12 protein-coding genes are annotated in these 12,677 nt (G+C 64.0%); 7 read left to right on the top strand and 5 right to left on the bottom strand.

Features of this window, described 5'->3' with window-relative positions; genetic code table 11:
- The first annotated feature begins 68 nt into the window (after positions 1–68).
- The 4 genes from M1D51_RS16015 to M1D51_RS16000 all read left to right on the top strand — a co-directional run bounded on the left by M1D51_RS16015 (position 69) and on the right by M1D51_RS16000 (position 3,600).
- A complete protein-coding gene (locus tag M1D51_RS16015; RefSeq protein WP_458107180.1) occupies positions 69–491 on the top strand; it encodes an Hsp20/alpha crystallin family protein in 423 nt (140 codons plus the stop codon).
- Between the two features lie 32 nt (positions 492–523).
- Positions 524–1,138 carry a DnaJ domain-containing protein gene (locus tag M1D51_RS16010; protein WP_458107179.1) on the top strand — a complete coding sequence of 205 codons (615 nt, stop codon included), beginning with the start codon at positions 524–526 and terminating at the stop codon, positions 1,136–1,138.
- Positions 1,135–1,512, top strand: a complete 378-nt coding sequence (locus M1D51_RS16005) for a hypothetical protein (protein ID WP_026547546.1) — start codon at positions 1,135–1,137, stop codon at positions 1,510–1,512. Before M1D51_RS16010 ends, M1D51_RS16005 begins: the two co-directional genes overlap by 4 nt.
- Positions 1,513–2,268: 756 nt before the next feature.
- Positions 2,269–3,600, top strand: a complete 1,332-nt coding sequence (locus M1D51_RS16000) for a cell division protein PerM (protein WP_172324735.1) — start codon at positions 2,269–2,271, stop codon at positions 3,598–3,600.
- 57 nt (positions 3,601–3,657) lie between these two features.
- On the opposite strand, the gene M1D51_RS15995 is transcribed toward M1D51_RS16000, so the two are convergent.
- Positions 3,658–4,107: a hypothetical protein gene (locus tag M1D51_RS15995; protein ID WP_172324737.1), complete on the bottom strand. Its 450-nt coding sequence runs from the start codon at positions 4,105–4,107 to the stop codon at positions 3,658–3,660.
- Between the two features lie 11 nt (positions 4,108–4,118).
- Here M1D51_RS15995 and purN point away from each other — a divergent pair, with 11 nt between their 5' ends.
- A complete protein-coding gene (gene purN / locus M1D51_RS15990; protein ID WP_458107178.1) occupies positions 4,119–4,688 on the top strand; it encodes a phosphoribosylglycinamide formyltransferase in 570 nt (189 codons plus the stop codon).
- Between the two features lie 115 nt (positions 4,689–4,803).
- Here purN and M1D51_RS15985 read toward each other — a convergent pair whose 3' ends face one another.
- From M1D51_RS15985 to M1D51_RS15975, 3 genes are read right to left on the bottom strand one after another with little or no spacing between them, the layout of a single operon-like run.
- The gene (locus tag M1D51_RS15985; RefSeq protein ID WP_458107177.1) at positions 4,804–6,156 is read right to left on the bottom strand and encodes an MFS transporter; all 1,353 of its coding nucleotides are present in this window, start codon (positions 6,154–6,156) and stop codon (positions 4,804–4,806) included.
- Between the two features lie 51 nt (positions 6,157–6,207).
- Entirely contained in the window at positions 6,208–7,158 is a 951-nt protein-coding gene (gene murQ, locus M1D51_RS15980; RefSeq protein ID WP_458107176.1) for an N-acetylmuramic acid 6-phosphate etherase, read from the bottom strand.
- Positions 7,133–8,077, bottom strand: a complete 945-nt coding sequence (locus M1D51_RS15975) for an N-acetylglucosamine kinase (protein WP_458107175.1) — start codon at positions 8,075–8,077, stop codon at positions 7,133–7,135. The genes murQ and M1D51_RS15975 overlap by 26 nt, the downstream gene beginning before the upstream one ends.
- Positions 8,078–8,383: 306 nt before the next feature.
- On the opposite strand from M1D51_RS15975, the gene M1D51_RS15970 reads away from it, so the two are divergent.
- Positions 8,384–9,313, top strand: a complete 930-nt coding sequence (locus tag M1D51_RS15970) for an endonuclease domain-containing protein (protein WP_458107174.1) — start codon at positions 8,384–8,386, stop codon at positions 9,311–9,313.
- Positions 9,314–9,671: 358 nt separating this feature from the next.
- Entirely contained in the window at positions 9,672–11,342 is a 1,671-nt protein-coding gene (gene purH, locus M1D51_RS15965; protein ID WP_458107173.1) for a bifunctional phosphoribosylaminoimidazolecarboxamide formyltransferase/IMP cyclohydrolase, read from the top strand.
- Between the two features lie 109 nt (positions 11,343–11,451).
- Here purH and M1D51_RS15960 read toward each other — a convergent pair whose 3' ends face one another.
- Positions 11,452–12,456, bottom strand: coding sequence for a trypsin-like serine peptidase (locus tag M1D51_RS15960; protein ID WP_172323262.1), 1,005 nt, complete (start codon positions 12,454–12,456; stop codon positions 11,452–11,454).
- Positions 12,457–12,677: the final 221 nt, after the last annotated feature.

Below are 12,677 nucleotides of genomic sequence, written 5' to 3'. Positions count from 1 at the left end.
GCTGATACAGATCAAGAGGCTGGCATGGACAACAAAATCAGCATCAAGATCTAAGGAGTGAGAACCAAATGCTGATGCGCACTGACCCGTTCCGCGAATTCGACAGGTTCGCCCAACAGGTTTTTGGCACAACAGCACGCCCGGCCGGAATGCCGATGGATGCATGGCAGGAGGACGGACAATTCGTTGTTGCCTTCGACTTGCCAGGGGTTGATCCGGAGACCGTGGATCTGGATGTTGAACGGAACGTCCTCACGGTCAAGGCCGAGCGCAAGTCGCCCGCGGGCGAGAACACCGAGATGCTCGCCGCCGAACGCCCCCAGGGCGTTTTCAGCCGCCAGCTCATCCTCGGCGACACCCTCGATACCGACGGCATCCAAGCCAACTACGACGCCGGCGTCCTGACACTCCGGATCCCGGTGGCAGAGAAGGCCAAGCCGCGGCGCATCGAAATTACTTCCAGCGGGCAGAGGCAGGAAATCAACGCATAACCCGTACGCTCCGCTGGAAGGCTCACCCGGGGGTGGCCCGCCAGCGGAGCGCCGGCCGGGAACGACGGAAGCGGCCGCATCGGATTAGTTGGGCGCAGGCTTCGCGCCACGTCACAGCGTTTTTTAGCGCACATGAAAGCGACCCCCGATGTCGTCTCCCGAGTGATGGCCCCCGGTTCAGCCGGGGGCCATCTCCAACTCCGCGGCAGAAACCGGAATCAGCAGTGAGTACCCAACCTGACCACTACGCGACTCTTCACGTGTCGCCGGACGCGACGACCCGTGAGATCACGCGCGCCTACCGCACGCTACTTCGGACCCATCACCCGGACACCCGCCAAAAGGTCGACGACGGCGACGCCACCACCGCGGCCGACCTCCAGGAACTGCACGCCATCATGCAGGCGTACGTCGTTTTGTCGGACCCAAGCAAGCGGGCGGCTTACGATCATTCGCGGTCCGGCACACCCGGCCCCCGGGGCGGAAGTTCGTCCGGAACCGAGGGTACGCCGGTGAAAATCCGGGTGCATCGTAATGAGACTTCACCCAAACCCGCCGGGAGCGCTCAGGAGTCACCGCTGACTTTTGGGCCGCCCCGCTGGGAGCCATCTGTCCGCAACTTGAGATCACCAAGGAGTCATTCATGAGCGCCTGGCGTCCGTACGACGGCCACATCATTCCTGCGTTCTACGAACGGTTCGAGAAACGCTGGGGGAGGGGAACCGCGCCCTTCCTTGACCCCGAAGTCCACGAACAGCCGATGCCCCGTGCCCAGTGGATCAATCCGGACACCGGCGCTGCGGTTGCCGTGGTGCCCATCTGGACCGACGACCCCGAGCACCGCTCCTTCGGCGTGTTCTACCTTCCGCCGGCCGGTGACATTTGGATGCTCCGGCCCGGACCCACGACTTTTCTGGAACCCAATGGGGGAGCCAGCAGGGAGCAAGTGACGCTCCGCAACGACGCCTTCAAGAAGGCCGTCAATCACGCCAAGGAGTTCATCTACGGGCCGCAGCTTTAGCGGGCGCCCGTGAGGGGTGAGCTCTCGGGAGTACGTGTGGGCTTCAAAGTGCTGAGATGTCGCCCCTCGGCGGGGGGTGGGGTGTGCGCTTGGGCTGGCTGGCCGCCGTCGTGCGTTCCTTCATTGAGGGGTGAGCTCTCGGCAGTAAGTGGGCTTCAAAGTGCTGAGATGTCGCCCCTCGGCGGGGTGGGGTGTGCGCTTGAGTTAGCCGGCCGCCGTCGTGCGTTCCTTGGGTGAGGGGTGAGCTCTCGGGAGTACGTGTGGGCTTCAAAGTGCTGAGATGTCGCCCCTCGGCGGTGGGGTGAGGTGAGGTGTGGTGGGGTGCGCACTTGGGCTGGCCGACCGGCGTTGTGGGTTGGTTAGCTCTCGGCAGTATGTGTGGGCTTCAAAGTGCTGAGATGTCGCCCCTCGGCGGGCTGGAGGTGGGGTACAGGAGACGCAAGGAGGGGGACAAAAAGAAGGCTGGTGCAGCCTATGGAGAGAATCCGTTGGCGGCTGCACCAGCTGCTAGTACGACTTTCTGTTATGAGTTGTGACACCTATCCATTGGCCGCTCCTAGTTCCCGGCTTCGTTTGTTTCCGGGCCTTGCAAAGTTTGTGCAGGTGGGGGCGGAGCTGAGGTGGTCGGTGAGGGCTCCGTGCCCCGGGAGAACACCTCCCATTTTACGGCCGCCGTAGGGAAAAAGCGCTGGAATTCGCGGTATTTCAGGGGCGCCTGCGGAGTGGGGGCGGCCTGCCGTGGCACGATAGATCACGATGAAACTGCGCGCTGATCAGACCGGAAACCGTGGCCTCCCGATGCCCCTTTGGCTCCAGGGTGGTTTGGAAGCGGCGCAGGCGGCGTTCATTTCGGCCATCGTGGTGGTGTTGCCGCTGGTGGGCGTGTGGGCAACCGATGGTTTCCAAGACCGCAACGTCGACTCCCTGGCCCGCTTGGGCGGACAGGCTTGGCTGCTGATCCACGGTGTTCCGCTGGAGCTGGCGCAGGTCAACATCGGTACTGCGGCCCAGCCGGGGTCTGGTCTGCTTTCCCTCATTCCGCTCGGGTTAACGCTCATCCCGTTCCTGCTGGCGTGGCGCGCGGGTCGTCGGCTCGCCAGGGCCTCCTACACCGACCAACTGTGGCAGGCATTCCTTGGCGCCTTCGTGGTGTACGCCGCGTTCGGGGCCGCCACCGGGTTCGTGTGCCGCACCCCTGAAGTGGTCATCAACCTCTGGTTTGCCATGACCATTCCGCTGATTTCATTCGGCCTGGGCATGATCGTGGGCGCCCGACGGGAGGCCGGTTCCTGGAGCCGACTCATCGGCGTCGATGCCGTTGCCTGGCTCGCGAAAACCAGCCAGCACTCGCGCTGGGCTGGCTCGTACGTTGGCTCGGCGTTGAAGGCGGGGTTCGTTGCGGCCATGGCTTCGGTCTGTTTGGCCGCACTGCTTTTGGCGGTGACCATCGTGTGGCATTGGACGGACATCATCGCCGTTTACGAAGGCATCCAAGCCGGCGCCCTCGGCGGCGCCGTCCTCACCATTGCGCAGCTGGGGTTCCTGCCGAACCTCGTCATTTTCGCTCTCTCCTGGTCCACGGGCGCGGGCTTCTCCCTGGGTGTAGGGTCCACCGCCGGTCCACTGGGCACGGCGGTCGGACCGCTCCCCGCAGTCCCGGTTCTCGGCGCCCTCCCCGCAGGACAGCTCGACGCCGGGGCCATGGCACTTGCGCTGCCCGTCATTGCAGGGATACTGGCCGGGTGGTGGTTCCTCCGCGAAGGCGAGAACCATTTTGACGAGTGGCTCTCCATCAAGATCAAGTCCCGCTGGTTCACGGCCACCGTTTCAACCTTGTTCCTGGGCGCCTTCGTTGGTGCCGTTGCGGGGGTCCTTGGCGGTGCTCTGGCTTGGATCGCCCGCGGCTCGGCCGGCATTGGGCGGCTCACCGAAATCGGACCCCACCCGCTGTGGACGGCAGTCTGGCTGGCCGCGGAAGTGGGTATCGGCGTCGTGATTGGCTACGCAGTGGGGCCATGGCTGGAACGCAGCCAGAAGCAGCGCGAAGCGAATCTCGACGAAGCAACGTACGACGACGAACACGCCTGAGCGGCTCGGCTCCCGTTAACGCCGGGCTGCTAACGCCGAGCTGCTCCGGCGAGGGATTTAGCGCAGCGGTCCCGGCATGGAGTTCTCGAGCTGCGTGAGGCACTGGGTTTTGGCGGATTCCGTCAGTGCCCCGCGGGAGCAATCCTGGTACGTGCTTACTTGGTTGAAGAAGAGCACCGACGTCAGGATGAGCAGGCACATCACGGCCGTAACAACCAGGCCGGAAATTGTCCCGAAAAGAATCAGCCGCGGGTGCTTGTACTTCAGCGTGCGCACCAGAACGACGATCCCCAACACCAAACCCGCGAGCGTCAAAATGGCGCTCAACCACACGTAGTTCACGTTCAGGGAGAACACGAAGAACGCGCCCAAAGCCGTCAAGAGGAATGCGCGGAACAGGATCTGGGTCACGCCGAGGGCGGACTTTTCGGCCTCGGAGCGGGGTTGCTGGCTCGGCTTGGGACCGACGTCGGGATTCATGTTTTCCAGCCTACGCGAGCCGCCCATAAGCTAGTGCAATGCGCATTGTTGTCCTCGTCTCCGGTACCGGTTCCAATCTTCAGGCAGTCATCGACGCCGTGAAGTCGGGTGAACTGGATGTCGAGATCGCCGCTGTGGGCGCCGACCGTCCCGATACTTACGGTGTGGAGCGCTCCGACGAAGCCGGCATCGAGACCTTCGTGGTGAACTTCAACTCGTTCGAAACCCGTGCTGAATGGGACGCCGCCCTGCGCGACAAGGTCCTGTCCTACGCGCCGGACGTCGTGGTGTCCTCCGGTTTCATGAGGATCGTCAGCGAAGACTTCATCAACGCCTTTGACGGCAAGTACGTCAACACACATCCCGCCTTGCTGCCGTCCTTCCCGGGCGCCCACGGAGTTCGCGACGCCATAGCCTACGGCGTGAAGGTCACAGGCTGCACCGTTCACTGGGCCGACGCCGGCGTGGACACCGGGCCCATCATTGCCCAGGAAGCCGTGACGGTGCTGCCGGAAGATTCCGAGGAATCCCTGCACGAGCGCATCAAAGTAGTGGAGCGCCGCCTGCTGGTCCAGACCCTCGCAGACCTCGCGGCCACCCCCGTGTAGCTCAGCTCCCGCGAGGCCCACACCGCATAGGCCCACGTCCAAGTACGTCGCAGATCAGGTGGTTCCCAGCCCCGGGAACCACCTGATCTGCGTATTAGTCGGGTGAAGCGGCGGTTTAGGAGAGTTCGCGCTGCTTCGTCTCCGGGGCGAAGAACGCCATCCACAGCACGGACAGCAGCACCAAGCCTCCAGCCATCGCGAACGACTGCGCCAACCCAAACTCGGGCCAGAAGAACGAGGCAAACACCAAGGGGCCAAAGCCTGCCCCGATCCTGGAGAACGTCGAAGCCCAGCCGAAGCCCGAGCCTCGAAGCTCCGTGGGGTACAACTCGGACACGTACGCATACAGGACCGGGATGGCCACCTGAACCACGAACCCGAACACCAGCAGCCAGAACACAGCAGCCGAGGGCACATCCACCACGAACGCCACGATCACCAGCGTCAACGCGGACAACGGGCCGGTGATGGCGAGGATCCACTTGCGGCCCACGCGCTCCACCAGCACCGCGGCAACCACCACGCCCAGAAGTCCGACGGCGGCCATGCTCGCCGTCGTGACGAACGCCTTGTACTCCTCGAATCCGGCGCCGATGAGAATGCGCGGCATCCACGTCAGCGACAAGTAATAGACCAACAGGATGCTGAAGAACAGGGCCCAGGCTGCGGTGGTGATCTTCCAGTTGAACTGCCAGATCCCTCGCAGCTGCGCCCACGCGCTGCCGGGGGAGAGGCGCGGCGCGGCCTGCGGTTCGGGCAGGCTGTAGGCCCGCGGCGTGGCGCCAGTGGCCTCCACCAAACCATCAATTACCGCCGCAGCCTCGGCACGGCGGCCCGCACGAATAAGGAACAGCGGCGACTCGGGAACCGAACGGCGCACCCAGAAAACGAGCAGAGCCGGCAGCACCATGATCAGCATCGTGAGCCGCCAATCACCGAAGGCAGCAACCAGGCCGGCGGAGACGAAACCACAGAGCGCAGCACCGATCGGCCACCACCCATCCATGGCCGTGAGCACCTTGCCCCGTTGCTTCCGCGGAGTGAACTCGCCCACCAACGCGTAATCCACGGGGATGCAGCCGCCCAAGCCGAAGCCGGCCATGAAGCGGAAGATGCAGAACCACACAATGTCCGGGGCGAACGCGCCCAGGACTGTGAAGATGCTGAAAATCAGGAGGGTGGCTGTGAACGCCTTTTTGCGGCCGATGGTGTCGGCAATCGTGCCCCAAGCGAACGCGCCCACGGCCATGCCAATAAGGTTGGCCGTGCCGATCCACGCCGCATCAGCAGCTTGCAGCGACCAGTGCTTGGACAGCAGCGGAATCAGGATGCCGTTGAGCGTGACATCCCAGGCATCGAACATGAATCCGAGCCCGCCGATCACGAAAATCCGTCCCTGGACCTTCCACCGCCAGGGCAGTTCCTGCACAACTTGCTCGCCGCTGGGCACGGCTGTGTATGTATTCATTGGGCCTCCTGCATGCAACTTTATGCGCTGTGCACGGAGCGGAAGTCCGCGTTACTTCTGGTTCTCGATGGCCCGCCGCAGGAAACCACCGGCCTCTTCCAAAGCACCCTTGGCCTGACCATCCTCGATACCTGTCAGGAGCACCAAAATGGCCGCCTTTACCGAACCACCCACGGAGTCCAACGCCGCGGCAGCTTCCTCGGCGGAGACCCCGGTGGCGTGTTGGACGGTGCGTTGCGAACGGGCCTGCAGCTTCTCATTCGTGGCGCGCAGGTCCACCATGAGGTTCCCGTACGTCTTGCCGAGCTTCACCATCACCAACGTGCTGATCATGTTGAGGACAAGTTTCTGGGCCGTCCCCGAGTTCAGCCGCGTGGAGCCCGCAATGAACTCCGGACCCACAACAACCTCAATAGCGGCGTCCGCGACGTGACTTACGGCCGAGCCCTTGTTGCACGCCAGCGATGCCGTGAACGCCCCCCTCTTCCGGGCCTCCTCCAGCGCGCCGATCACGTACGGCGTCCTGCCGGAGGCGGTAATACCCACGACGGCGTCCGCTTCAGTGACGTTGATATCGTGCAGGTCCCGCGCACCGGCAGTTGCGTTGTCCTCGGCGTACTCCACCGGGTGCTGGATAGCTTTGGTACCGCCTGCAATGAGTCCGACGACGAGTCCCGGCGGGGTGCCGAACGTCGGCGGGCACTCGCTCGCATCCAGCACACCGAGACGCCCGGCTGTTCCTGCTCCCACATACAAAAGGCGGCCACCGCGCTGGAGCCGCTCCGCAACGGCGTCGACCGTTTGAACAATTGCGGGACTCGCAGCCTCAACAGCAGCGTGTACTCCTGCACTGTGGGCAAGCATCGCGGCGACGAGTTCTTCAGTGCCAAGGATGTCCAAGTTGTCCAGGCCCTCGGCCGTGGCCTCGGTGGCCAGGCCGGCGAGTTCCGTGCGCAGGCCCGCAAGTTTGTCGGCGCTAGTCGGGCCAGTTTGTTCCGTCACGGTGGATGTACCTTTCCTGGATGAGCCCGCGGCGCGTCGCAGCGAGGGCAGCGCCGTCCAAGCCATCGCCGAGCGGTGCAACCACCTCAATCCCAGCCGAAGCGAGGGACTTGCGCAAGAGCGACGCGAAGAAGTCCGATCCCACCACTCCTCCCAGGAGCGCCACACGGGACGAACCGGACTCACTGCCGCTGGCAAGCTTCACGGTGTTGGTCAGGATGCGGCATGCCTCGCCGATGATGTCATGCGCGACGCCGTCACCCGCCTCCGCAGCGTGCAGAACCAGCGGCGCGAACCGGGCCATCGCACGGTAGGGGTTTTCGCTAGCGGCGAGCCAGCCTGGGAGCATTTCGGGCGACTCCACCAGAGCGCCGGCTGCGGCGGACAAGGACGTGGCAGGGCCGCCGTCGTGCGCTTCAAGAACAGCCTGCAGACCCTGCTGGCCGATCCAACGCCCACTGCCGCGATCGCCAAGATAGGGGCCCCAGCCGTCGGCACGGTGCAGGACTCCGGCTTCATCGAAACGGAAGGCCACGGCGCCGGTGCCCACAATGAGCGTGGTTCCCGGGGCGCCCTGGAGAGCGCCGAGCTGGGCTGCAGTGGCGTCGGAAAGGACGGCGGCGGGGACACTGAATCTTTGAGACAACATGGTGGCGAGTTCCTGCGACTTCTCCGCGGACGCCTCAACGCCGGCCACGGCGGCGCCAACGCTGGTAATGCTGCCAACGGGAAGCCCCGAGGGGAGCAGGCTGACCGTCTCGAGGAAGAGCTCGAACGCCAGCGTGGGTCCGTTGTCCACGTGCACCCCGGGGAAGCCGTGCTGATCGGCCGCGCCCAGCAACTCCGAACCGCTGCGCAACTCAACGCGGCAACGGCTCTTCCCAACATCGGCAACAAGAACAACCTCGGTGGCTTCCATGGATCAACCCTATGTTGTGGGGCCTGTTCTGCGTGCCTCGCGCCAGGGATGGAACGCAGAGTGGGCCTCGCAACGGGTGGGCCCCGCGTTGTGGGGCCTGTTATGCGTGCCTTGCGCCGGGGATGGAACGCAGAGTGGGCCTCGCAAAGGGTGGGCCCTGCGTTGTGGGGCCTGTTCTGCGTGCCTTGCGCCGGGGATGGAACGCAGAGTGGGCGCAACGCCTGTGGAGGAATAGCCAGAAGCGTCCTGACTGCGATTTCTGTGGATAACCGGATGCGAGCCATCATTTCCCGCAAGCATGGTCCCATGCGGAAACCCACTCCTTTGCCAACGGACGTCGATCCTCAAGGCTTCCTCGTCGCCGATGCCTACGCTGCCGGTGTACCGCGATGGCGACTCCAGGTAAGTGAATTGGAGACGCCGAGTCGTGGCATTCGTATCGCCAGGGCAAACGAACGCGACCTCGAACTGCTCGGCCGGCTGTACACAGCTGTCACTCCGCGGTGCGCGGTCAGTCATGTCACGGCAGCGTTGCTGTGGTCGATGCCGCTTCCTCTATATCTTGAGGAGGAGGGGGCCAGCGGTCAGATTCATGTAACGCGTCGGCAAGAGATCGGCAGGGTCAAACGTCGCGGGGTAGCCGGGCATCGGGCGCCGCTCTTGGCCCGGGATGTACGTGTGTTAAATGGAGTCCAGTTGACGTCACCCGAATGGACGTGGGTTGATTTGTCCCGGCATATGGGACGGTCTTCGCTTGTTGCAGCCGGGGATTTTCTGTTGGCGCGGGAGAATCCGCTGTCCTCGATGGAGGCGATCCAGGAAGTCATTGACCGGCGACCCAAAGTCAAGGGAATCAGGATGGCCCGGGAGATACTGCCGTTGCTGCGCGTTGGGGTGGACTCGCCCCAGGAATCCCGGCTGCGGTTAAAAATCGTCGACGCCGGTCTGCCGGAGCCAGCTGTCACCCAACCGGTCTTCGATGAACACGGTAGGTACATTTCCACGCCGGACCTCCAGTACAAGGAGTACAAAATTGCCATGGAGTATGAGGGTGACCATCATCGCTCCGACCCCGTGCAGTGGGGCAAAGACATCGAACGTGACGACCGGCTTCGAGCTATGGGCTGGATCGTGCTCAAGTTCTCCGACGTCCAGATGAAAAGTGGATGGGCCAACGCGGAACGTAAGGTGCGCGATGCGTTGGTGTCGCGCGGGTGGCGAGGTCCGGCGTCGTAGTTTGTCTTGGCCTCGCAACGCAAGGGGGGTGAGGTTGTGGGGCCTGGTGTGCGGGGTTTGCGTTGGGGTTGGAGCGCAGAGTGGGCCTCGCAATGCAGGGGGTGGGTTTGTGGGGCCTGGTGTGCGGGGTTTGCGTTGGGGTTGGAGCGCAGAGTGGGCCTCGCAACGCAAGGGGGGTGAGGTTGTGGGGCCTGGTGTGCGGGGTTTGCGTTGGGGTTGGAGCGCAGAGTGGGCCCCGCAACGCAGGGGGAGGGCAAAGACGCAAAACGGGCCCAACGTCGAAACGCGATAAACTCTCCGTATCCCACCACCCGCGAGACTACCCGCGACTTCTACGCGAACTAAGACGGAGACTTTTGTGAGCTTGACGCAGCTTGACCGTGTTCCCATCCGCCGTGCACTGATCTCGGTTTACGACAAGACGGGACTGGAGGAGCTCGCGAAGGGCCTGCACGCAGCCGGCGTCGCCATTGTTTCCACCGGCTCCACCGCCAAGAAGATCGCCGCCGCAGGCATCCCGGTCAAGGAAGTCGAAGAAGTCACCGGCTCCCCGGAAATGCTGGACGGCCGCGTCAAGACCCTGCACCCGCGCGTCCATGGCGGCATCCTGGCCGATCGTCGCGTCCCGGCCCACATGGACACCCTGGCCGGCATGGAGATCGAGACTTTCGACCTCGTGGTGGTGAACCTGTACCCGTTCGTCGAGACCGTGAAGTCCGGTGCGCCCCAGGACGACGTTGTTGAGCAGATCGACATCGGAGGCCCCGCCATGGTGCGTTCGGCCGCGAAGAACCACGCCGCCGTCGCCATTGTCACGGACCCGAACTTCTACGGCGCAGTGGTCGAAGCCGCAGCACAGGGCGGGTTCGACCTCAACACCCGTCGCCGCCTGGCCGCCAAGGCCTTCGCGCACACGGCCAGCTATGACAACGCTGTTGCTTCCTGGACCGCCAGCCAGTTCCTTGACGAAGACGGCGACGGCATCATCGACTGGCCCGCCTACGCCGGCCTGTCCCTTGAGCGCTCCGAGGTCCTCCGTTACGGCGAAAACCCGCACCAGCAGGCCGCGCTCTACGTGGACAAGGCTGCTCCGGCAGGCATCGCCCAGGCCGACCAGCTGCACGGCAAGGCCATGAGCTACAACAACTTCGTCGACGCCGATGCCGCCCTGCGCGCTGCGTTCGACTTCGCCGAGCCTGCCGTCGCGATCATCAAGCACGCCAACCCGTGCGGTGTGGCTGTCGGTTCCGCGGATGCCGCAGACCCGATCGCCGATGCCCACGCCAAGGCCCACGCCTGCGATCCCGTCTCCGCTTTCGGCGGCGTCATCGCGGCCAACCGCACCGTCACCGCAGGCATGGCCCGCACGGTGGCCGACATCTTCACCGAGGTTGTCATCGCCCCGGACTTCGAGCCCGAAGCCGTGGAGATCCTCTCCAAGAAGAAGAACATCCGCCTCCTTGCCCTGCCCGAAGGCTACGGCCGCTACCCTTCGGAGATGCGCCAGGTTTCCGGTGGCGTCCTGGTCCAGATGTCCGACAAGGTAGACGCCGACGGCGACAACCCCGCCAACTGGACCCTCGCAGCCGGCGAAGCCGCCGACGAAGCAACGCTCGCAGACCTCGCCTTCGCCTGGACCGCTTGCCGCGCCGCCAAGTCCAACGCCATCCTGATCGCCAACCACGGTGCAGCCGTGGGCATCGGCATGGGCCAGGTCAACCGCCTGGACTCCTGCCGCTTGGCTGTGGAGCGCGCCAACACGCTGGGCGTGACGGTGGAGTCCGACGTCGAAGGTGCCGGCGGTGCGTCCAACACCAGCGGTGCCAACGCACCTGAGCGCGCACGCGGTGCCGTTGCATCTTCGGATGCGTTCTTCCCGTTCGCCGATGGGCTGCAGATCCTGATCGACGCCGGTGTCCGCGCGGTCGTCCAGCCCGGCGGTTCCGTTCGTGACGAGGAAGTCATCGCCGCAGCCAACGCTGCCGGCATCACGATGTACTTCACCGGTGCACGCCACTTCTTCCACTAAAAGTTCTTCAGCACCACAACGCAACGGCGGCCGCCCCCGGTAGGGGACGGCCGCCGTCGTGCTTTATCCGCACGTACTCAACAGGGACGTGCCAACAAAAGATGGTCCGCTACGAAGCCGCTGCTGCGGTGTTGTACGTGGACTGGATGACGGTGCCCCAGTACGGGCCGTACATGGTGGTGGAGTTGCTGCCGTAGCCGTAGCTGTTCACGGAGTTCTGGTAGCCGGTGGAGCTGGTGCCGATGAACCACGGACCGCCCGAGGACCCGCCGGTCATGTTGCACGGGATTCCCTGGCTGTTGAACTGCGGGTTGTAGGGATCGTTGGTGGCCTTGCCGGAGCAGCTCTTGAGGGATTCGCCGTTGAAGGGCGAGCCTGCCGGGTAGCCGAAGGCCTTGTAGCTCAGGCCGCGGGCGGCGTTGAACTGGACACCGGAGGACCCGACGACGTCGGCGAGCTTCTGGCCGTTGAGGGTATTCATGACGGCGAAAGCGGTGTCGTACTGCATGTTGCCGTTGGAGGACCACTGGGTGGGTGCGTACAGCGCCTTTGCCGTCCACTTCCCGTAAGGTGCTGCGCCGTTCAGGTATGCCGGGACGAAGACGAAGTTGGTGGCGTAGGCGCCCGGGCCTTCGTTGAGGCAGTGCCCGGCGGTGGAAACGGTGCTCTTGTTCGTTGAGGTGACGGAGTTGCCGGAGCAAACGTAGTTGGAGCCGCCGAGGGTGAAGAAGACCTTGCCGATGTGCTTGACGGGGGTTTCGCTCTGGTTGACCTTGCGGTCGATGGACGTGGAGCCGGTGGTGGCTTGTTGGCCGGCGATGCTGCTGATGGCGCCCGGGGCTTCGGTGACCGGGGCTTTGCCGAGGTTCAGGAGCTTGCCGCGCTCGAGTGCTTTGGCCGCCAGGATTTCGCCGGACTTGGCATTCTTCATGCGCTCAGGAGTCCAGTAGTCTGCAGCGCCGGTGTCCGACACTACATGGCTGCTGACCGTAGCGCCGCTGGAGTCCGCGTTCTGTGCCGGTGCCGCGTTGGCGCTGGTGGTTCCGACCAGCGCCAGGATTGCGGCAGCGGACAGACTCAGCAGGCTTGTGGCCAGGGTCTTGGTTTTTGTCACGTTGTTCCTACCTATCGAGGGAGTGAGGCGGCCAGTGATGGCGACCGCCGACTGACGGAATTGAAGTTACCCAACGTATGACAAGTTTGTAAAGAGATGTTTCATAGTTTGTGATAATTTGCTGTCACTTCCTCGTCACAAGCCGGGGTCGATTTCGTGGTCGGTTGCACGACCTCTCGACCACATGAGGTACTAAGGGTACTGTTTATCTGGTTGTGGCG

This window comes from Arthrobacter sp. R3-55, from assembly GCF_054161505.1.
The sequence above is the reverse complement of the archived record's forward strand: the minus strand, read 5'-3'. Positions and strand labels throughout refer to the sequence as shown.

Excerpts from the sequence above, each read along its gene's own strand:
- M1D51_RS16005 (WP_026547546.1), top strand. The coding sequence starts at position 1,135 with ATGAGCGCCTGGCGTCCGTACGACGGCCACATCATTCCTGCGTTCTAC.
- M1D51_RS15995 (WP_172324737.1), bottom strand. The coding sequence starts at position 4,107 with ATGGGCGGCTCGCGTAGGCTGGAAAACATGAATCCCGACGTCGGTCCC.
- M1D51_RS15975 (WP_458107175.1), bottom strand. The coding sequence starts at position 8,077 with ATGGAAGCCACCGAGGTTGTTCTTGTTGCCGATGTTGGGAAGAGCCGT.
- M1D51_RS16000 (WP_172324735.1), top strand. The coding sequence starts at position 2,269 with ATGAAACTGCGCGCTGATCAGACCGGAAACCGTGGCCTCCCGATGCCC.
- M1D51_RS16015 (WP_458107180.1), top strand. The coding sequence starts at position 69 with ATGCTGATGCGCACTGACCCGTTCCGCGAATTCGACAGGTTCGCCCAA.
- purN (WP_458107178.1), top strand. The coding sequence starts at position 4,119 with ATGCGCATTGTTGTCCTCGTCTCCGGTACCGGTTCCAATCTTCAGGCA.
- M1D51_RS15985 (WP_458107177.1), bottom strand. The coding sequence starts at position 6,156 with ATGAATACATACACAGCCGTGCCCAGCGGCGAGCAAGTTGTGCAGGAA.
- M1D51_RS15970 (WP_458107174.1), top strand. The coding sequence starts at position 8,384 with ATGCGGAAACCCACTCCTTTGCCAACGGACGTCGATCCTCAAGGCTTC.